This is a genomic window from Flavobacteriales bacterium (genome assembly GCA_026129465.1).
Classification (GTDB): domain Bacteria; phylum Bacteroidota; class Bacteroidia; order Flavobacteriales_F; family PHOS-HE28; genus PHOS-HE28.
The window spans coordinates 307731-329122 of sequence record JAHCIA010000001.1 but is presented as its reverse complement, the minus strand read 5'-3'; the positions used below and the strand labels follow the sequence as shown (position 1 = coordinate 329122).

12 protein-coding genes and 1 tRNA gene are annotated in these 21392 nt (G+C 63.8%); 8 read left to right on the top strand and 5 right to left on the bottom strand.

Features of this window, described 5'->3' with window-relative positions; genetic code table 11:
* Positions 1-5: 5 nt before the first annotated feature.
* Positions 6-2042 (bottom strand): T9SS type A sorting domain-containing protein, encoded by a 2037-nt coding sequence (locus KIT10_01275; protein MCW5897872.1) that lies wholly within the window; start codon positions 2040-2042, stop codon positions 6-8.
* A 132-nt stretch (positions 2043-2174) separates the two neighbouring features.
* Between KIT10_01275 and KIT10_01270 the strand changes: the two genes are divergently transcribed.
* Both KIT10_01270 and KIT10_01265 read left to right on the top strand, forming a co-directional pair.
* The gene (locus KIT10_01270; GenBank protein MCW5897871.1) at positions 2175-3770 is read left to right on the top strand and encodes a peptide chain release factor 3; all 1596 of its coding nucleotides are present in this window, start codon (positions 2175-2177) and stop codon (positions 3768-3770) included.
* 63 nt (positions 3771-3833) lie between these two features.
* Positions 3834-5333 carry a DUF5106 domain-containing protein gene (locus KIT10_01265; GenBank protein MCW5897870.1) on the top strand — a complete coding sequence of 500 codons (1500 nt, stop codon included), beginning with the start codon at positions 3834-3836 and terminating at the stop codon, positions 5331-5333.
* 248 nt (positions 5334-5581) lie between these two features.
* Here KIT10_01265 and KIT10_01260 read toward each other — a convergent pair whose 3' ends face one another.
* Positions 5582-9322, bottom strand: a complete 3741-nt coding sequence (locus KIT10_01260; protein MCW5897869.1) for a hypothetical protein — start codon at positions 9320-9322, stop codon at positions 5582-5584.
* Between the two features lie 69 nt (positions 9323-9391).
* On the opposite strand from KIT10_01260, the gene KIT10_01255 reads away from it, so the two are divergent.
* Positions 9392-10516, top strand: coding sequence for an FAD-binding oxidoreductase (locus tag KIT10_01255; GenBank protein MCW5897868.1), 1125 nt, complete (start codon positions 9392-9394; stop codon positions 10514-10516).
* 40 nt (positions 10517-10556) lie between these two features.
* Here KIT10_01255 and KIT10_01250 read toward each other — a convergent pair.
* Positions 10557-10630 (bottom strand) — tRNA-Met (locus tag KIT10_01250).
* 107 nt (positions 10631-10737) lie between these two features.
* Complete coding sequence (locus KIT10_01245; GenBank protein MCW5897867.1) at positions 10738-11193, bottom strand: hypothetical protein; 456 nt, start codon at positions 11191-11193, stop codon at positions 10738-10740.
* Between the two features lie 196 nt (positions 11194-11389).
* On the opposite strand from KIT10_01245, the gene KIT10_01240 reads away from it, so the two are divergent.
* From KIT10_01240 to KIT10_01220, 5 genes are all read left to right on the top strand, one after another.
* Positions 11390-11767, top strand: coding sequence for an SRPBCC domain-containing protein (locus tag KIT10_01240; protein MCW5897866.1), 378 nt, complete (start codon positions 11390-11392; stop codon positions 11765-11767).
* Positions 11768-11809: 42 nt separating this feature from the next.
* Positions 11810-13267, top strand: coding sequence for an LptF/LptG family permease (locus tag KIT10_01235; GenBank protein ID MCW5897865.1), 1458 nt, complete (start codon positions 11810-11812; stop codon positions 13265-13267).
* Positions 13242-14447, top strand: a complete 1206-nt coding sequence (locus KIT10_01230) for a glycosyltransferase (protein MCW5897864.1) — start codon at positions 13242-13244, stop codon at positions 14445-14447. Before KIT10_01235 ends, KIT10_01230 begins: the two co-directional genes overlap by 26 nt.
* The gene (locus tag KIT10_01225) at positions 14444-15631 is read left to right on the top strand and encodes a glycosyltransferase (protein MCW5897863.1); all 1188 of its coding nucleotides are present in this window, start codon (positions 14444-14446) and stop codon (positions 15629-15631) included. The genes KIT10_01230 and KIT10_01225 overlap by 4 nt, the downstream gene beginning before the upstream one ends.
* 72 nt (positions 15632-15703) lie before the next feature.
* Complete coding sequence (locus tag KIT10_01220) at positions 15704-16924, top strand: bifunctional 3,4-dihydroxy-2-butanone-4-phosphate synthase/GTP cyclohydrolase II (protein ID MCW5897862.1); 1221 nt, start codon at positions 15704-15706, stop codon at positions 16922-16924.
* A 21-nt stretch (positions 16925-16945) separates the two neighbouring features.
* On the opposite strand, the gene KIT10_01215 is transcribed toward KIT10_01220, so the two are convergent.
* Complete coding sequence (locus KIT10_01215; GenBank protein MCW5897861.1) at positions 16946-21358, bottom strand: translocation/assembly module TamB; 4413 nt, start codon at positions 21356-21358, stop codon at positions 16946-16948.
* Positions 21359-21392: the final 34 nt, after the last annotated feature.

Genomic DNA, 21392 nt, shown 5'->3' with positions numbered 1-21392 from the left:
CGGCCTCAGTGCGCGACCACCAAACGCCGCACATGGCGATCCTCGCCAACCGTTGCTATGACCATGTACACCCCAGGCGCCAGCAGGTGTTCCAAGTCGATGGATAAGACACCCTGACCAATGGCCATTTCCCGAGCCATGATCCGATCGCCTCCGAGATCGTGGATGTCTACCGTCATGGAACGGGCCTCGTGGGGCACTCCGGCTGAAGGGAGGGTGATCCACACTTGCTGGCCGTTGTTGGGGTTGGGCCAGAGGGCCAGGTTGCTGGCGGCTTCGCCTTCCGGGGCCATGTTCTCATTGCCCGGCGCTGCGCTGGGTATGATGGTCACCTCGCAGGTCCAGCCCCAGTCGCACCAATTGGCACCACCGTCCTTGCTGGCCCGCACGCGCACACGGTAGGTATTGCCTACGAGCATGGGATCACCTTGGCTGGCAGGCCAGTTCAGGTGGCGCTGCACGCCGGTGGTCTGGCGCGTCACGTAGTAGGCCGGTTCGTTGGGGTCATTGGTGAACTCCCACTCGTACAGGTTGGCACCTGCCACCGGGCGGCAGTACAGGCGGTTGGCCACCTGGTTGGGTCCACCGAATTTCTTGGTCACGCCGCAGCTGTAGTTGGGGTTGCCGGGGATGTCGTTCAGACCCGTGGGCGGGCAGGCGGCCAGCACCGGATCGAGCGTCACGCGGCAGGCGGGGCCGAACTCGCTGAGCGGGTTGCCGGCCACCACGCCGCGCGAGCGCACGTTGTAGAGCACCCCGTTCTGCAGGTGGCTGGCGGCCGCCCAGTTGTTGAGCTTGATGTGGCAGGCGCGCACTGCGTTGTTGGGCGCGAAGCCATCGCTCACGGTGTGTACACGCGTCTTGCGGAAGCTGAGGCCACCATTGGGATCGTAGAACCAGAACTCGTAGCCGCTGCTGCTGGCGTTGGGACCGCCGAACTCGGCGCTCACCGCCGCGTTCTCCTTGCCCACCAGGTAGTCGCCGCTGCTCCACCAATAGCGGTCGCAGCTGGTGTAGATGGGCTCATCGGTGCCCAGCGGAATGCAGAAGCCCTCGTTGTTGCTGATGCCGCTGCCGCCACCGGGCCCCAGCACCAGGTTGTCCGTATCGTCGATGATGCGGGCATTGCCGTAGGCGCCCACGGCATCCTTCAGCACCAGGCGGTAGCCACCGCTGATCACGTTGCCACCGCTGTTGGTCACGCGCAGGTAGAAGCAGCCGTCGGGCAGGCACAGGGGCACGCTGCCCTCGCCTGGGTTGATGCCGCCGGTCTCCACCACGGAGTCGTCCGTCTGGTCGTGGATGGTCCACACCAGATCCTGGTAGTTGGTGGTGTTGTTGTGCACGAAGAAGAGGTCTTCGGTGCAGGTGGGTCCGGCCGCCGTACCAATGACCCGCACATCGTCGATCGAAAATCCCGGCGATGAGGGACTGCCGGTCGAGCCGGAGTTGACGAAACGGAACCCGAACCGCAGGGTGGCCTGCCCTTCGAATGCGGGCAGGGAAATATTCTGCTGCACCCAGGCGGTCTGGTTGCGGTACTGCCCCGAAGCGGGCGAACCGGTGTTGATCAGCGTCCAGGTACTGCCAGCGTTCGTGCTGTAGTAGACCTCCCCAAAATTGGTGGGACCGCCCTGGCATACCCACCAAAAGGAAAGGTTGATGTCCACTAAGCCAATGGTGCTCACGTCAGCGCTCATCCGGGCGAAGGTGGGGCCGTCACCCGGCGCCATGAAGTTGCTGTTGAGCACACCAAAGGTCTGCGCCGTATTGCTCAACGTGTGCAGGTAATTGCCGTTGGCCGGCACGATCCCGGCGGGCTGGGCCGCAGTGTTCGGTATCAGGCCGAAGAGCCCACCCGTATACACGTTGTTCACCACCCATTTGTTGGTGGTGGATGTCGTTATGCATCCCACGTCCGTGGTGTTCAGCGTGAATGCATAGGTCCCTTCAAAATTTTCTTGGAAAAGGGTGGTCTGGCCATGCAGGCCGGTAGTGCCTGCGAGCAGCAGCAGGGCGGCAAGGGTTTTCTTCTGATCCATGAGCGTGGATTTTGGGTTGAGCATGGCAAAGTAGCCGGTACACGCCACCCACGCAAGGAAAGACGGCCATGCATGCCCACACGCTCCGGCAGTGACCTCTACTTTTGCCGCCCTGCCAAGCACGGGTGAATCATGGGCCTTCACGAAGAGATCGAGCACCGGCGCACCTTCGCCATCATCAGTCACCCGGACGCCGGCAAGACCACCCTCACGGAGAAGTTCCTCCTTTACGGCGGCGCCATCCAGACGGCCGGCGCGGTGAAGAGCAACAAGATCCGCCGCGGCGCCACCAGCGATTTCATGGAGATCGAACGCCAGCGTGGCATCTCCGTCAGCACCTCGGTGATGACATTCGCCTACGGGGGCAAGCTCATCAACCTGCTGGACACCCCCGGCCACCGCGACTTCGCCGAGGACACCTACCGCACCCTCACGGCCGTGGACAGTGTGGTGCTGGTGATCGACTGCGTGAAGGGTGTGGAGGCCCAGACCGAGCGACTCATGGAAGTGTGCCGCATGCGCGACACGCCGGTGATCGTCTTCATCAACAAGCTCGATCTCGAGGGCCGCGATGCTTTCGACCTGCTGGACGAACTGGAGGAAAAACTTTCGATCAAGGTGCGGCCCATGAGCTGGCCCATTGGCATCGGTGCCACCTTCCAGGGTGTGTACGACCTCTATGCCGGTGGGCTTCGGCTATTCGATCCCGGCAAGACCAAGGTGGAAAGCAGCAGCGTGCGCATCAACGAGGTGGGGGATCCGCGGTTGGACCAATTGATCGGTGAGGATGCCGCCACGGAGCTTCGGGCGGACATCGAGCTGATCCAGGGCGTGTACGATCCGCTGGATGTGGCCTCCTACCGGGCGGGCCGAATCGCACCGGTCTTCTTCGGCAGCGCCTTCAACAACTTCGGCGTGAAGGAGGTCCTCGACGCCTTCACAGGCATCGCACCACCACCGCAACCACGTCCCACCGACCAGGGCGATGTGAAGCCCGACGATCCCGCTTTCAGCGGCTTCGTCTTCAAGATCCACGCGAACCTGGACCCCAACCACCGCGACCGCATCGCCTTCCTGCGGGTGTGCAGCGGCCGCTTCCAGCGCAACACCCCGTACCATCACGTGCGCCTGGACAAGGACCTGCGCTTCGCCAACCCCACCACCTTCCTGGCCGCCAGCAAGAACATCGTGGACGAAGCCTGGCCCGGTGACGTCATCGGCCTGTTCGACACTGGCAACTTCAAGATCGGCGACACGCTCACAGAGGGCGCCAAATTCCAGTTCCGCGGCATCCCGGCCTTCAGCCCGGAGCTCTTCCGCGAGTTGGTCAATTTGGACCCCATGAAGACCAAGCAGCTGGACAAGGGCATCCGCCAGCTCACCGATGAGGGCGTGGCACAACTCTTCACCCAGCAGCCGGGCAACAAGAAGGTGGTGGGCTGTGTGGGCGAACTGCAGTTCGAGGTGATCGCCTACCGGTTGGAGCACGAGTACGGCGCCAAATGCGCCTTCCAGGCCATCCCCGCGCACAAGGCCTGCTGGATGACCAGCGACGATCCCGCCGCGCTGGACCAGTTCATCCGCGTCAAAGCCCAGCAGATCGTGCAAGACAAGGACGGCAACCCGGTATTCATGGCCCCCAGCGCCTACATGCTGGATCTGGAACGGCGCAACAACCCGGGGATCACCTTCCACACCACCAGCGAGTTCAAGACCGCGGTGGTCTGACGCGCCGCCCGCGCGGTATGGATCTTGCCTGAGCGCGCGCCACGCGATCCTACTTTTGCGACCATGCCGAACCGTGACCTTGCGCTTCTCCCCTGCTTATTGCTGACCACAACGATCGCCGCGCAACAGGCCCCGAGCCGCGTCATTGAAGTGCGCGCCGAAGGACTGGCGAAGGGCGATACCGTCTACCTGGCCAACTACTACGGGAACAAACTCTTCTACGCCGACACGGCCGTGGCCGACGCCAAGGCCACGGCGCGCTTCGACGATGCCAAGGGCTACAAGGCCGGCGTGTATGCGGTGGTGGTGCCCGGCCCGAAGTACTTCGAGGTGGTGGTGAATGAGCCGCGCATCGTGCTGCATACCACCCTCAGCGATCTCAATGGCGACCTGCAGGTGAAGGAATCCTTGGAGAACAAGCTGTTCCTCGACTACATCCATTTCCTGGCCGAACGAAAGGCCGAGGGTGACGCGCTGCGGGAAAGGATGGGCGCCGCGAAGGACCCCATCGCCAAGGCCGGCATGAAGGCCGACATGGAGGATCTGGACCGGCGCGTGAAGGAGTTCCAACGGAAGCTCATCGCCGACAACCCCGGCACGCTGGCCGCCGGGCTGGTGCACATGAGCATGCCACCCGAGCTGCCCGAGATCCGCAAGGCTGATGGAACCCTGGACAGCCTGGCCGCCTACCACCAGTTCCGCAGACACTACTGGGACCACTTCGACCTCACGGACGAGCGCATCGTGCGCGTGCCCATCTTCGCCAACAAGCTGGAGGAGTACATGACCAAGCTGGTGCCGCAGGTGCCGGACACCATCACCCGCCTGGCCGATGCCCTCATCGCCCGCACCGAGGCCAGCGAGGAGGTCTTCAAATACGTGGTGCACAGCTACACGCACAAGTACGAGACCAGCGACATCATGGGCATGGACGCGGTGTTCGTGCACATGGCGCAGACCTATTACTGCCCCGCGCCGGGCCGTGGCAGCCGCGCCACCTGGATGAGCGACGAGAAACTAGAGAAGCTCTGTGAAAGGGCACGCAAGCTGGCCCCGCTCACCCTGGGCAAGCCCGCCAAGGACATCATCCTCACCGACAGCACCGAGCAGCGGTGGATCTCCTTCCACAAGCTGCCGGCCGAGTACGTCGTCATCGTCTTCTGGGACCCGCACTGCGGGGTGTGCAAAAAGGAGTTGCCCGCGTTGCACGAGGTTTACAAGGAAAAACTCAAGGCGCTTGGTGTGGAGGTCTTCGCCGTGGCCAAGGCCGTGGATGATGGCCTGCTGCGCGATTGGAAGAAGTTCATCCGCGAGAAGGACCTCGATTGGGTGAATGTGGCGCTGACGAAGACGGTGTATGAAGAAGCGCGCAAGGACCCGATGAAGTACATCCCCAAGCTCACCACCTTGGAAAGCCTCAACTATGCGGACACATACGACGTGTACAGCACGCCGAAGATCTTCCTGGTGGACGGCGACCGGAAGATCGTGGGCAAACAACTGGCCCCGGAGCAGATCGAGGATCTGGTGAAACGCTTGAAGGAACGCAAGAACAAGGAGTGAACCATTGGTGCTGAACGCCCCATCCGAAGTCGTGAAGTGGCGAGCGGCAAGTTCACCAGCGGCAAGTCACCTTCACGCAGGTGGAGCACGATCGTCTTGGGGTCCGTGAGGCCGCCGCCTACCATCGATGCCCGGAATGGGATTGGTCCGCGGATGGCTTCGGATGTGGGCCGAAGCGGGGCATATCCTGATGACCTGATGAACGGACCGGGTCGCCAGCTGCGAACGCGCAACAGGCCAACCCGGGTTCACCCCTCCGTCTCCTTGCTCCAGATGGCCTCGGATATGCTTTGGCCGTTCTTGAAGTAGAAGGTGCCCCACTTGGCGATGACCTTGCTGTACTCATCAGCACGGTTGCCGTTGACCACCACCCGGCGGATGATCACCTTGTTGCCTTCGGTATAGCTCTCCTCGGTGACCCCTGGTGGGTATTCCTGCGCGAGTTTCGAGCGGTTGATGTCCGCGAAGGCCCTTGACCCACCGGCCTGTGCGGCCGCCTGCTGGTTCTGGGCGCTGGTGCGGGCCAGTTCGCTGGCCTTGGCATAACCCGCCTCGCGGGCCTGCTGTGCGCGCTTCTCGTCCTCCACGGCATGCCGATTCGCCTCCGCTTGGTGGCTGCCCTTGTCCTGCATGCGCTGCTGTCGTTCGGCGGTCTCCAGGGCCTCCTCGCGGTTGCGCACATTGCGATCCGTACCTGCTTCCGTGCGACGCACCTGTTCCTGGGCTATCCGCTCGGCATCATTCGCCGCCTGCCGGTTGCGCTGTGCCTGTAGTTCATCGCGCTCACGGTCGAAGGCCTGCTTGTCCTCCTCGCGCCGCAGTTTCTCATTGTACTGCGCATCGCGCTCCTGGGCGGCACGGCCGGCGCGGCGGGCCTCCTCCCGGGACAGTGCTTCGCGATAGGCTTCGAGCTCCTCGGCGTTGCGGCGGCGGCGCGCATCATCGCCCTCGTAGACCCCCGCCCCGGCTTCAAGCGTGCGTTGGTTCTGGTCCACCTCTGCTGAACGGCGTTCGGCCGAACGGTCGGCGCGATCCGCCTCTTCGCCTTCCAGCTTGTCCCGGAACTTGCGGATGCGTTCGTACTTCTCGGCCTCCTCGCGTTCACGGGCGGCGCGCATGAACTGTTCGGCCTCCTGTTCCTTGCGCGTGTCGATGGTGTTGCCTGAACGCTGCCGGTTGGCCTGCCGGGCCTCTTCCGCGCGCCTTGCGGCCAGCTCGGCCTCCTCACGCTGGCGCTCCAACTCGGCCAGCAGCTTGTCGATCTGCTCGATCTTCGACTTCGGATAGGTCTCCGCCGGTTTGATGTCGCTGGCTTGTGAATAGAGGCTGCGGGCGCGATCGTACTCCTTCACCGCAAGCGCCTCATCGGCATCGATGATACTCTGACGATAACGCTCCTCAATGGCTTTCGAGGCATCGCGTTCCATCCTTTGCCGCTCCTCCTCCAGCCTGCGCGCTTCGGCCTCGTCGATCTCCCGGAGGCGGCGTTCCTCGTCCCGAAGCCGCTGCTCTTCCGCCAGGCGATCGGCTTCCGAGCGTGCCTTGTCCCGGCGGGCCAGTTCGGCATCCATGGCGGCCAGGCGGTCCTTGGGGTGTTTCGCCTCGGGCTTCACCTCCAAGGCCTCAGAATACTTGCTGCGCGCACGGTCGAAGTCATCCGCTGTGTAGGCCATGTCCGCCTGGGCCACCAACTCCTTGAAGCGCGCCTCTATGGCTGCGGCATCCGCATTGCGCTGGCGTTCGAGTTCGGCCAGACGGGCAAGCTCGGCGGCATCGGCCTCCTCCTTTTCCCGGCGCTTGCGTTCTTCCTCGGCCCTTCGCTGCTCTTCGGCCAGTCGATCGGCTTCGGCCTTGCTGGCCTGGTCGGCCAGGATGGCCTGGATCTCGGCGAGTCGGTCCTTCGGATGGCGCTCATCAGGCTTCAGACCCAAGGCTCCGGAATAACCGTCCTTGGCCTCTTCGTACTTTTTCTGTCCGAAAGCCTTGTCCGCCGCAGCCACCAGTTCGTTGTAGCGTTTCTCCAGTTCCTGCTTCTCCCGTGCCAGCCGCTCTTCCTCCGCCTTGGCGCGTGCTGCAGCGTCCAGTTTGCTTTCGATGTCGGCGATGCGGTTCTTGGGGTGGGCTTCGCCGGGCTTCAATTGCAGCGCGTCTCTGTAGTCATTCAGCGCTACGGGCCATTGCTCCTCCGTGAAGGCCTTGTCCGCCTTGGCGATCAGGCCCGCATAGCGCTCATCCAGTTCCCGCTGCTTGCGCTCCTCCTCGGCCTTCCTGGCCAACTCGGCCTCCAAGGCGGCCACCTCGGCCAGCCGATCTTTGGGATAGCGCTCCTGGGGTTTCAGGCCGCTCGCTTCCTGGTAGCGGGTCCTGGCTTCGGCCAGATCGCGCTTCCCGAAGGCCTTGTCCGCTTCGGTGATGATGCCTTGGTAGCGCTCATCCAGTTCGCGCTGCATGCGCTCCTCCTCCGCCTTCTTCGCCAGTTCGTCCAGCTTTTTCTGGATGGCCGCGAGTTGCTCCTTGGGATACTTCTCGTTGGCCTTCAGACCCAGCGCCTCGTTGTACTTCGCGGTGGCATCCTCCCACTTTTGCGATTTGAAGGCCGCGTCACCAGCGGCGATGGCCGCCTTGTACTTCTCATCGAGCTCCTTCGCCAAGCGCTCCTCCTCGGCCTTCCGCGCGGCGGCGTCCTTCTTCAGTGCGATCGCCGCCAATTGGTCCTTCGGATACTTCTCATCCGGCTTCAGGCCTGATGCTTCGGTGTACTTCGCCGCGGCATCATCCCACTTCTCCGCCTTGAAGGCCACATCGCCCGCCTTCACAGCGGCCTGGTATTTCTCGTTCAGTTCCCTGGCCAGGCGTTCCTCCTCGGCCTTCTTGGCCGCTTCATCCTTCTTCTGGGCGATGGCGGCCAGTTGGTCCTTCGGGTATTTCTCCTGCGGCTTCAGGCCGATGGCATCGTTGTACTTGACGGTTGCATCATCCCACTTCTCCGCCTTGAAGGCCGCATCGCCCGCCGCGATGGCCGCCTTGTATTTCTCCTCCAACTCCTTCGCCTTGCGTTCCTCCTCGGCCTTCTTCGCCATTTCTTCCAAAAGGCGGTCGATCTCCTTGATGCGCGCCTTGGGGTGGGCCTCGTTCTCCTTGATGTTCAGTGCCAGGTTGTACTTCACTTTGGCCTCCTCGTAGCTCTTCTTCAGGAAAAGCGCGTCGCCATCCTTGATCAGGGCGGCATACTCCTCCTCGCGGCGCTTGCCTCCCTCCTGCTCGTCCAGCCGCATCTGCGCATCGCTCAATTTGGCCGTGGCCATCGGATCGGCGGGCTTGGCCACAAGCGCTGCGGAGAAGGATGCCACGGCCTTCTTGAAGTCGTTGGCCTTCATGGCGGCCTCACCGGCCTGCATCTGCTTGGCGTATTCGGCCTCGGCGCCCGCTTCGCGCTTCTTCTTGTCCTCGTACTCCTTCATGAGGCGGTTCACCTCATTGCGGATCTGCTCGGTGTAGGCGAAGTCCCAGGAGATCTCGCCCTTGGCCTGATCGAACTTGGCCTTGCCGATGGGCTGTTGCAGGATGCTGAAATCCACACCGGGCATGTCGTTGAAGAGGGTCATCTCCAGATTGAAGCCATGGCCCCCGACCCGGTCCTCCTCGGGCACGTTGCGCGTGTCCAGCGAAATGATCTTCGAGATCATGCCCTGCTTGGCATAGACCAGTTTGTAGTCCGCGCCATAGTCCAGGTTGATATCGTACTTGCCGCTGGCGTTGGTGCGGACGTCGGTGAGCTTCGCCCCGTTCTTGTAGACCGTCACGGTCACCCCGTCGATCTTCTTGGCGCTGAAGTAGTCCTTCACCGTGCCGAAGATGTACACCACATCCAACTGGGCATGGGCGCCCAAGGCGAAAGCGATGGGGAACAACAGGGCGATGAGGCGCGCGCTCCTGTTGGAACGGGGTGCGACGACAGGACTTGGTCCCTTAACCTGCAGGTGGTCCATAGAACGCCGCAAATTAAGACATCTTTGGGCGCGGCGTCCGGCTTGGCGGAGCACCGATCGCACAGACCCATGTGGAGCATCTGGGAGCGTACAGGATTCCATCGCGACGCCGATCTGGTGGTGGTGGGTGGTGGCCTGGTGGGCCTTTTCACGGCCCTCTTCCATCAACGCGCGCGACCCGGTGATCATGTGGTGGTCTTGGATAAAGGTGCCTTCCCGGCGGGTGCCAGCGTGCGCAATGCGGGCTTCGCCTGCTTCGGCAGCCCCAGCGAATTGCTTGCCGACATCGCCGCGGAAGGCGAAGCAGCGGCCTTGGCCCGGGTGGATGAACGCTGGAGGGGACTGCTGGAACTGCGTGCCGAACTCGGGGATGGCAACATCGGCTTCGAGGCCTCGGGCGGGCATGAACTATTCATGGCGAATGACCCCCTGTACACCCACGTGGCACAGGGGTTCGATGGCCTGAACAAAGCCCTGTCACCCATCCTGGGATCCACCCCATTTCGCTGGAATGACACTTCCATCAAATCACTGGGCTTCAATCATGTGAAGCATCTTGCTACAACCGATCTTGAAGGTCCTTTGGACAGCGGCATGCTGATGCGCACACTCCTGAGAAAGACCACTGCGGAGGGAGTGCTCTTCCGGGGAGGCTCAACCGTGACCGGGATGGAGGAGAACAGCGCCCATGTGGTGGTCCAACTCCAGGACGGGAGCAGCATGCGCGCTGCCCGCGTGGTGGTGGCCACCAACGGTTACTCCACCAGCCTGTTGCCCGGCATCGATGTGCTGCCCGCACGCGGACAAGTGCTGCTCACCGGTAACGTGCCCGGCCTCTCCTTGAGCGGCACCTACCACATGGACGAAGGCTACATCTATTTCCGCGAATACCAGGGCGGTGTGCTGCTGGGTGGCGGCAGGAACCTGGACCCCGAAGGTGAACGGACCACCGACGAGGGTGTGACCCCCCTGATCCAGGAACACTTGGAAGAACTGCTTCGAAGCACTATTCTGCCCGACATCCCCCACCACATCGCGCATCGCTGGAGCGGGGTGATGGGCTTCCGCAGCAAGGGCAAGCAACCCTTGGTGGAGCGCCTCGGCGAACGCATGGTGGTGGCCGCCGGCCTCAGCGGCATGGGCGTGGCCATTGGCATACGGGTGGCACGCAAGGCGGCTGCCTTGGTGGGCTGAAATGACGAGGCCACCCACCTTGCGATGGATGGCCTTTCCGTAGCGCGGGAGAGACTTGAACTCTCGACCTCAGGATTATGAATCCTGCGCTCTAACCAGCTGAGCTACCGCGCCGATCACCCACCCTTTCGGGCAAGGGGCGGCAAATATAGACAGCCGTTGCAACCGCTACGGAGTCGGGCGAAACAGACGGGCTTGCGCGGGTGGACGATCTCGCTACCTTAGCCGCGATCGTACATCGCCGAGCACGGACCCACACGAATGGCCAAGAAGACGCCCGCCCGCACCGCCGCTGCCAAGCGCAAGGCCAGACCCGCTCCGCCCAAGAGCGCGCGGAAGAAACCCGTGGTGAAGTCCGCACGGACCACACCGAACAAGAAGGCCAGGACCGCAACGAAGCCAGCGAAGACCGCCAAGAAGCCCGCCGAGAAAAAGAAAGTAGCGCAGCGACCGGTGAAGAAGGCCCCAGCGCGCCAACCTGCCACTGCGAAGAGATCCGCGAAGCCTGCCAAGCGAGGGGCCGCCAAACGGCCTCTGGCGAAGAAGCCTGTGGTGAAAAAAGCGGTGGTGAAGCCACGGCCGGTGACCCAGGCCACCAAGGCGAAACCCGCTACTTCGAAGAAGCCTGCCCGAACAGCAGCAGGAACCGCGGGCAAAGCCAAACCGACCTTGGCCAAGGCAGAGGTGAAGGCCACGCCCCCGAAGACCACCAAAGGGGATCCGGCCACGCTCCCCGCACCCAAGACATCAAAGGCCCCGGCCAAACCCGCCATTGCACCCAATGCACAGGCCAGGGCCACTCCTTCGGCTTCCACAGCGGCCAAGCCTGCCGCACCCAAACCGCGTCCGTTGGCGGCTGTCGCGAAACGCCCCATGAAGGAGCGCGTCCAACTGGAATTCCAGGTGCGCGGGTCGCCCAACGTGCTTTACGAATTGATCAGCACCCCGAGTGGCTTCAGCGAATGGTACTGCAACGATGTGAACGTGCGTGGCGAGGAGTACACCTTCCTCTGGGACGGTGAGGAGGAGGTGACCACCCTGATCGGCCGGCGGTTGGGCGAGGTGATACGTTTCCGCCGCAACGACGACGATGACGCCGAGGCCTTCTTCGAGTTCCGCGTGAAGGTGGACCCCATGACCAACGAGGTGGCACTGATCGTGACGGACCACGCCTGGCCCCATGAAGTGGAGGATACGCGCAACCTGTGGAACAGCCAGATCGCGTCGCTGTTGCGCGTGCTGGGCGCCTGATGCCCCATATACCACGGGGCCCACACCCACGTTGACGCCGTGATGAAACGGCTGCACCGCATGATCGTACGGGCCTTTGTCGGGCCCCTGGTGATCACTTTCATCATCGTGCTCTTCATTCTGGTGATGCAGTTCCTGTGGAAGTACGTGGACGACCTCATGGGCAAGGGTCTGGAGTGGCACGTGCTGGTGGAACTTCTCACCTACGCCACCGCCAGCTTCGTGCCCCTGGCCCTGCCATTGGCCGTGCTGCTCAGCAGCATCATGACCATGGGCGGGCTGGGCGAGAACAGCGAACTGGTGCCCATGCGTTCCGCGGGACTCGGCCTGGGCCGGATCCTGCTGCCCCTGGCGATATCGGCCCTCGTGCTGGCCGGTGCCTCCTTCTACTTCAGCAACAACCTGCTGCCCATCGCCAACCTGAAGTTCCAATCGCTGCTGTGGGACGTGACACGCAAGAAACCCGCGCTGAACCTGCGGCCCGGCATCTTCTACGAGGGCATTGACGGTTTCCGCATCCGCGTGATGGACAAGGACGAGGATACCGGGCTGCTGCACGATGTGCTCATCTACGACCACCGCGAGGCCTTTCAAGGCAACCGCACCGTGGTGCGTGCCCGCACCGGCACCATGCGCCGCAGTACCGACGGCCACTTCCTCGTGCTCACCCTGCACGACGGCCATTTCTACGACGAGCACAACGCCGGCGGCAGTGGGAACAAAGGCAGGACGGGCCACCCCATGCTGCGCGGCACCTTCAGGCAGGATGAATTGCGGCTGGACCTCACCGGCCTGGGATTGGACCGCACCGATGAGGACCTCTTCAAGGACCACTACAAGATGCTCACGCTGGGCCAGCTGCGGCAGGCGGAGGACAGCCTGCGGGAAAAACTCGCCGAACGCGAGGCGGAGCATGCCATGCACCTGCGCAACAGCCTGTTCTCCACACGCGAAACGCAGCGCCTGAACACGGAGGCGGCGGCCATTCCGGCGGCGCCATTCCTTGGCGGATTGTCACACGCCGAGCAGTCCGGGCTCTACGAAGTGGCCATGAACATGGTGCGCAACCACCTCAACTTCATCGACCGCGGGATGGAGGAACGGCGTGCCCGGCGCGAGCAACTGGCCCGCTTCCAGGTGGAGGCACACCGCAAGCCCATGCTCGCATTCGCCTGCCTGGTGTTCTTCCTCATCGGCGCGCCGCTGGGGGCCATCATTCGCAAGGGTGGCATGGGCCTTCCTGTGGTCTTCGCCATCTTCTTCTTCCTCACCTTCCACATCATCTCCTTCAGCACCGAGAAGCTTGTGGTGGCCGGCGAGCTTTCCGCCTGGCCAGGCATGTGGATCGGCACGCTGGCGCTGCTGCCCATCGGCCTGTTCCTGGTGTGGAAGGCCGCCACCGACAGTCCCCTGCTGGATGCCGATGCGTATCATCGCGCTTGGTACCGTTTACGCTCCATTTTCCGCCGCCGCGATGCGCATTCTCCAGCTGTGCAATAAGCCCCCCTGGCCACCCATCGACGGGGGAAGCAAGGCCATGCACAACCTCATGCGCGGCCTGGTCGCAGCGGGGCACCAGGTGAAGGTGCTGTGCATCAGCACGCCCAAACAGGGGTTCCAACCCTCGGAGGTGCCCCGTGAGATGGCCCGGCAGACCAGGATGGAGGCCGTTTATGTGGATACCCGCGTGAACGTGGTGGACGCCTTCACCGACCTGATCACCGCGGACAACTACAATATCAGCCGGTTCTTCTCGCCTGACATGGACATCCGGCTGATCCGCCTGCTGAGCGAGGAGACCTTCGACATCGTGCAGTTGGAGAGCCTGTTCATGACGCCTTACATCCCCACCATCCGGCGCTACTCCAAGGCACGCGTGGTGCTGCGTTCGCACAACCTGGAACATGTGATCCAGGACCGCATCGCCACGGGCGAACGGAATTTCCTCAAGCGGCCCTACAGGCGTTTCCTGGCCAAGCAACTGGAGCAGTACGAAATGGCCGTGCTGGACAGGCTGGATGGTGTGGCCGCGATAAGCCCCACGGACGCCGAACACTTCAAGGAACACGGGACAAAGACCCCCATCGCCAGCATCCCATTCGGCGTGGACCCGGACGAATACCCCGTTGATCCACGGCCTTCCGGCGGCAGGCCGGTGTTCTTCCACCTGGGCAGCATGGATTGGTTGCCGAACGAGGAGGGCGTGCGCTGGTTGCTGGAAAGCGTGTGGCCCAAAGTGGTGAAGAAGCGACCCGACGCGCGGCTGCACCTGGCTGGCAACAAGATGCCCAAGGACCTGATGGAACTGGAACTGGACGGCGTGCAGGTGAAAGGCCGGGTGAAGAACGCCCTCACTTACATGCAGGCGCGGCAGGTGATGGTGGTACCGCTCTTCAGCGCAGGCGGCATGCGGGTGAAGATCATTGAAGGCATGGCGCTGGGCAAGGCCATCATCTCCACCCCCATCGGCGCCGAAGGCATCGCACACACCGAAGGACGTGACATCCTCATCGGTCGCAACGCGCAGGAGTTCACGCAGCACATGGTCGCCCTGATGGACGACCCGGCGCTGGCGCACCGCCTGGGCATGGAAGCGCGCAAGCTGGTGGAGAAGCGATACAGCGACGGGAGCATCGTGGCCGACCTGGTGGCCTTCTACAAGCGGCTGCTGAAGGCATGAGGCTGCTGGTGCTCCTTTCGCGCGTGCCCTGGCCATTGGAAAAGGGCGACAAGCTCCGCGCCTACCACCTGGTGACCCGCCTGGCCCGCAAGCACGAGGTCTACCTCTTCTGTCTCAGCGATACCCCCACCGCCCCCGAGCACCTGGATCACCTGCGCCGCGTATGCGCACACATCGAAGTGGTGCACATCCGCCGGTGGCGCATCCTGTTGAAACTCCTCACCGCGGTTTTCTCCAGGCTGCCTGTCCAGGTGGTCTACTTCCACCACAAGCACGCGCAACGCCGCATCGACAAGGCCATCGCGGCCTTCAAGCCGGACCATGTGCTGTGCCAGCTGGTACGTACCACGGAATACGTGCGCCACAGGCACGAGCTGCCCAAGACGCTCGACTACATGGACACCCTGAGCAAGGGCATGGAACGCCGCACGGAGACCGCCCCCTGGTATCTGCGTCCCATCTTCCGGCTGGAGACACGCCGCCTGATCCGCTACGAGAACCTCATGTTCGACCTGTTCGACCACACGGTGATCATCAGCGCACAGGACCGTGACTACATCTACCACCCCTGGCGCGATCGCATGGTGGTGGTGCCCAACGGTGTGGACACCGAGCACTTCAGCCCCCAGCGGCTGGATCCGCACTATGACCTGCTGTTCACGGGCAACATGAACTACCCGCCCAACATCGACAGTGTGCTGTATCTCGTACGCCGGGTGCTGCCTTTGGTGCGCGCCAGGCGGCCGGGGACCAGCTTGCTCATCAGCGGCGTGGACCCCAGCCCGGCGGTGCGCGACCTGGCCCGCACCGATCCCCTCATCGAGGTCACCGGCTGGGTGCGCGACATCCGCAGCAGCTACGCCGCCGCGCGCATCTTTGTGGCACCCATGCAGATCGGCACCGGCCTGCAGAACAAACTGCTGGAGGCCATGGCCATGCGCATACCCTGCATCACCAGCGCCCTGGCCAACAACGCCGTGGGCGCCGATCCCGGCCACTCCATCCTCATCGGCGAGAAGCCCGAGGACTACGCCGAGCACATCCTGCGCCTGCTCGACGACGACGCGGAACGCGGACGTCTGGCCAACAACGGATTCCTGTTCGTGCGCGAACGCTTCGATTGGGACCGCGCCGCTGAAGCCCTGGACACCATCGTGCGCACCGGCCGCGCCATGCCCGCCTGAGCCTTGGGGCATGCGTGGCAGGGTCCAAGGGCCACACGCCCCCGCTACCTTTGCCCCCGCATTCCCCCGCCCATGAGCAGCAGCCTTTTCGACCCCATCGAGGACGCCATCGAGGACATCCGGCGTGGCAAGGTGGTGATCGTGGTGGATGATGAGGACCGTGAGAACGAAGGCGACTTCGTGACCGCCGCCCGCAACGCCTCGCCCGAGGTGATCAACTTCATGGCCATGCACGGGCGCGGCCTCATCTGCGCCCCGCTTACCGAGGAGCGCTGCGAGGAACTGGGACTGGACCTGATGGTGCGCGACAACACCGCGCTCCACGAGACCCCTTTCACGGTGAGTGTGGACGTGCGTGGCCGCGGCACCACCACCGGCATCAGCGCCAGCGACCGCAGCCAGACCATGCTCGCGCTGATCGACCCGTCATGCACCCCCGGCGACCTGCTGCGCCCAGGGCACATCTTTCCCCTCAAGGCGAAGCAGGGCGGCGTGTTGCGTCGCACGGGCCACACCGAAGCCGCCGTGGACCTGGCGCGGCTGGCGGGCTTCGAGCCGGCCGGCCTCATTGTGGAGATCCTCAACGAGGATGGCACCATGGCCCGCCTGCCACAGCTCCGCGAGATCGCGAAGAAGTTCGGGCTGAAACTCATCAGCATCGAGGAACTGGTGGCCTACCGCATGCGCACCGAGCGCATCGTGGAACGCCAGGTGGATGTGCAACTGCCCACGGTCCACGGCGATTTCGAGCTTGTGGCCTACCGACAGACCACCACCGGCGAGGAACACCTGGCGTTGGTGAAAGGACGCTGGGAGCCGCAGGAGCCGGTGCTGGTGCGCGTGCACAGCAGTTGCGTCACGGGCGACATCTTCGGCAGTTGCCGCTGCGATTGCGGCCCGCAACTGCACCGCGCCATGGAGATGGTGGAGCGCGAAGGCCGTGGTGTGATCGTGTACATGCAGCAGGAAGGGCGTGGCATCGGCCTGCTCAACAAGCTGAAGGCCTACAAGCTGCAGGAACAGGGCGCCGACACGGTGGAAGCCAACCTGATGCTGGGCTTCGACATGGACGCGCGCGACTATGGCGTGGGGGCCCAGATCCTGCACGACCTGGGCGTTCGCAAGATGCGGCTCATGACCAACAACCCCCGCAAGCGCACCGGCCTGGTGGGCTACGGGCTGGAGATCGTGGAGAACGTGCCCATCGAAGTACCGTCCAACCCGCACAACAGCGGCTACCTCCGCACCAAGAAGGACAAGCTGGGGCACGACTTGAAGCTGGGCCGGGAGTGAGCCATCGGGGGCCGTGCGCGGCTACTTCTTCTTCCTGCTGAAGAGGCCGCCCACCCCTTTCCAGAATTCCTTCCAGGTGTTGAACTCCTCGCGGTAGGCCACCCCGGCGCCTTGTGTGGTGAGGGACTGGTCCGTGCGATTCAGGTTGCGGTCGTTGCTCACGCTGAAGGCTTTCAGGCGGATCTTCCCTTCCGGTGGCAGCAGGTACTCCAACTGGAAATCGCCCACCAGCGCATTGCTGTTTCGCGCCGCCGCGGCACCGTATTGCACGCCGAGGTTGGTGCTCACCAGCAGGCGCTCATCGAAGAGTTGTGTGCTCACGGCGAGTTCCAATTCGTCCTGTGTGAGGTTGTCGCCCGGCCTGTAGTTCACGCCCAGATCGAACTCGCTGCTGAGCTTGCTGAGCCAGTTGCTCACCTGGTTGCTGAGCAATTCGCTACCGGTGGTGCCCGCGAAATTGGCGCCCCCCGGGCCCGATGCTCCGCCACCCCATGTGGGCGGCTGCAGGAAGCGATTCAGCACGATGAGCGCGAAGACCTGCCGGTTCATCTCCTGCTCGGTGCTGAGCACGCTGTTCACCTGCATGCGCACGGCCTCATCCACCGTGGGAAGTCGCACCGCGAAGACGATCTCCGGGTTCAGGAGCTTGTCGCGCAGGTGCATCACCACGTCCACCGGTACGCGGCGGCGGTAAGCCTCGTTCTTCTCGAACATGATGTCGTACAGGGGCGCTCGGAGGCGATAGAGCGCCTTCAGGTCCAACTGGGCGTCGAAGGGGTCGCCGTACCAGGTGATAACGCCACCGGGTTCGATCTGGAAACGCTTGTTCACCACATTGCGCAGCGTGAAGAGGTAGTCGCCATCGATCACCTCCACCTGCCCGCGCATGCTGAAGTCGCCGCTCTGCGTCACGCCCAATTGCAGGGTGCCGCGCCCGCGCCCGGCGAGGATGTCGCCCACGGTGGGGTCGAAGATGAGTTCGAAGAGCGCATCGGGCGTGACCTCCACCTTCATATCCAGCGAGATGCCGCTGAGGTCCACGGCCGGCGCTTCGGCTTCCGCGCCTTCCTTGCTGGTGAAGCGCACGAAGCCGATGGAAGATACTTCGGTGCTGCCGCCCACGGGCAGGTGGATGTCGGTGCCCGGCGCCGTGCGGGCGTCCACGGTCACCTCCATCCGGCCCAGGTAGCCGCTCATGGAGAGCTCGCCCGTACCATAGGCCTTCCCGTAGTACAGCGCATTGTCCCTCAGCGTGGTGTTCAGCGCGAGGAATCGGTCCATCTCGCCCCAGAGGTGGTAGTTCCATTCCTTCAATCCGTTGTGCAGGATGGTGGCGCTCATCACCGCGGTGTTGCCTTCCTCATCGTACACCGTGGCGAAGTCCAGCGCGAACATGTCCGGCCGCACCTGCACGGGGTGGCTGAAGCGGTAGCGCGTGTTCAGGTAGTCGATCCGCAAGCCCGCGTCGCGCAGGTCCAGGTCGCCATGGACCTGCGGGTCGGCAAGGCGGCCTGTGACGTCGATGGTGCCGGTGACAAGTCCCTGGATGCCGCTGATGCCCTCGGGCAGATAGGGGTCGATGAAGGTGAGGTCGAAACGGTCCATCACAAGCCGCAGATCGAGCTCCTCGTCCGCGCCCAGGCGGAAGGCCCCATCGAAATCCAGTGCCTTGATGGGGCCGCGATGCAGGGTTCCGAGCAGGGCGATGGCACGCTGCCCCTCGGCCCAGCGCGCATCGAAGGTGATGTCGCCCACAGGGATGTCGCGCACGCGCACACTGTCCAGGTCGAGGTGTGCCAGCACGTAGGGCGATCCGCGCAAGCCATGCACCTGCGCCTCGCCGCCGACACTGCCGCGCAGCACGGGTCCGCCGAGGAAGGGCTTCAGGTTCTCCAAGCGTACCGCTACCAGGCCGATGTCCAGGGCGGCCGTGGTATCGGGAGAGATGGTGCCGGCGATGGTGATGCGCTGCCCGGCGTTGTGCAACGCCAGCGGCTCAATGCGTATGGTGTCCTTGTCGATCCGCACGGTGGCGGCTTCCAGCGTTTCCCAATCGCCGCGGCCCAAGAAGATCCGCGAAGGCATCAGGTCCAGGGTGAAGCGGTCCAGCCCGCGTACTTCGCCCAGCACATCGACGTGTCCGTTGGTGCCGATCTGGCTGTCGCGCCAGCCGAGGGCGAGGTCGACTTCATCCTGGTAGGCCTTGCCGGTAAGCGATGTGCCCGAGATCCAGAGGCTGTCGCGCCAACTCTGTCTTTCGCTGGCGATGCTGAAGGCGAGCACGTCCAACGTCTTGTCCGCGATGACCTGGATGCCACTGGCACGCAGATCGCCGCGGCGCACTTCCGGCAGGCGGGCGGTGAGCCCGATGTCGAAGCTGCGGCTGTCCAGCCACCCTTCTATGGTGCCGCCGCTGTCCACCGAAAGGCCGGGTACGAACAGTCCCAGCACCGGACCGGTGTCCTTGGTGCGCACCATGAAGCGGAAGCGTTGTTCGGCCTGTGCGTACACCACTTCATCGCGCAGTGATGGGAACACACTGTACACCACGCTGGTGATCGCACCCGGCAGCTTCGTGGGCAGGAAGGTGCCACGTACCTCGGCATCGGCGAAGGTGGAGACCAGGTCCACCACGTTCTCCCCATCGCGCCTTCCGCTGGTGAGGAGCAGGTCGCCGAGGTCGTGTTCGCCCTCCTCATCGCAATAGGAGATCCCCTTCAACTCCACACGGCCCAGCAGACTGTCGGGCGAAAGTCGCCCCTCGGCCTCCACCAGCACACTGAGCGTGTTGTAGTCCTTTACCCGGGTGATGCCGAGCGCACCGAGGTCGGCGTGCTGAAGATCGGCCTTGAAGTCCACTTGGGGCCATTGCCCGCGCAGGTCCGCCAGGCCATCGAAGTTGAGCACGAGATTCTCGTCGCGCGCCCGCAGCGATCCGTTGAAGAGCTTGGGTTCGAGCCTTCCCTTGGCGACGATCCCCTGCAAGCGTGTGCCGGAGATCTCGATCATGGGGATCTCACCATCGAGGTCTGCGTGGAGGCCGGCCAAGCTGCGCCCGTGACCGGTGAGGCGGATGTTGGCGGCCATGTTGCCCAGGGCAGGCAGGCCGATCAAAGGCCCCAGGCGGAATCCTGATGTGGCCAGGCGGCCACGCAGATCGAAGACCGGATCGCCGGGGTGGCGCTTGTAAGAGAGGTCCGTGCGCAGTTCGCCCAGCGCGGTGCGTGAGGTGCCGTAAGCGGTGAACGCATGCAGGAAGCCCGTGAAGTTGCCGGTGAATTGGAGCGTGCCCAGCTCCTTCAATTCGCGAGGCGCTTCAAGCCGTGCACCCGAAGTGAAGGGCGGCACCGGCAAGGCGGCCACATCGCGGTGGTCCGTGCGCAGTTCCTCGATGTCGAGCAGCATGAAGGTGTTGGACAGGTCGGGCAGGCCCATGAGTTCGGCATTGCCTGCGAAGTGTGAACGCTCGCCGAAGTCGATCCGCAATCCCCGGCCCTTGAGGTCGGCCACGGTGCCACGCACGCGCCCATGCAGGCCGATCGGCAGCTGGATACCTTCCAACTCCGGGGCGAAGAGGGCCACATCCGCGAAGTCCAGCCGCGAACTGTCCAGTTCCAAGCGCATCGTCACCAGCTGGGTGAACTCGTCGTAGTCGCTCCAATCCTCTGTGATGAAGCGCAATTCACCATTCAGCTCCGAGCGATCGGTGCGCAGCCGCATCGCCTCGATGATGATGCCGCGCGGGCTGACCTGCGCCGCGCCCGACAAGCGTTCCAGCGCCAAACCACCGTGCTCCCGCAGTGTGATGCCATCGAGATGTGCCAGCACGGAATCGCCCGCCACCCACAAATGGTGCCCGCGCAGGTCGGCGTCCTGGACGTCCACATGCGCGAAATCCACACCGGATCGCTTCCGCTCCTTCTCATCGTGGTGGTAGGTGAAACGCAGGTCGGCGATGTGGAAAGCGGTGCAGCGGACCTTCCAATCCGCCGCGCTGGTGGTGGTGTCGCCGGAGGCGAGCTTGCCCAGCAGGTTGGTGAGGTTGCTGTGCGGGTCGTCCGCGGCGTTGTGCAGCTTGAAACGTGCTCCGCTCAATCGCAATGACGCGGCCTGGACCAATTCGCGACGCGGGTGGATGCGCAAGCCCGAAACGCGGAGCTCCTCCAGGGCGATGAGGGTGTCACCGCGCAGGTCGCCGATGTATACCTGGCCCAATTCCACATCCAGGAAGGGCCGTACGGCGAAGTGGCCGATGCGAACCTCGGCACCGAGCCGCTCCGTGGCGATGGCCGCCAGGCGTTGCGCCACGACCTGCTGCACGGCGGGTACCAGCAGCAGCAGCGCGCAGACCACCACAAGCAGCAGCAGGCCGGTGATGGACCAGCCCAGGATGCGCCATGCGCGCCGCAGATGCCGTGTGATGCCCCCCGCCATGGGCCGTTAGCTTTGGCGCCTTCACGCAAGGAAC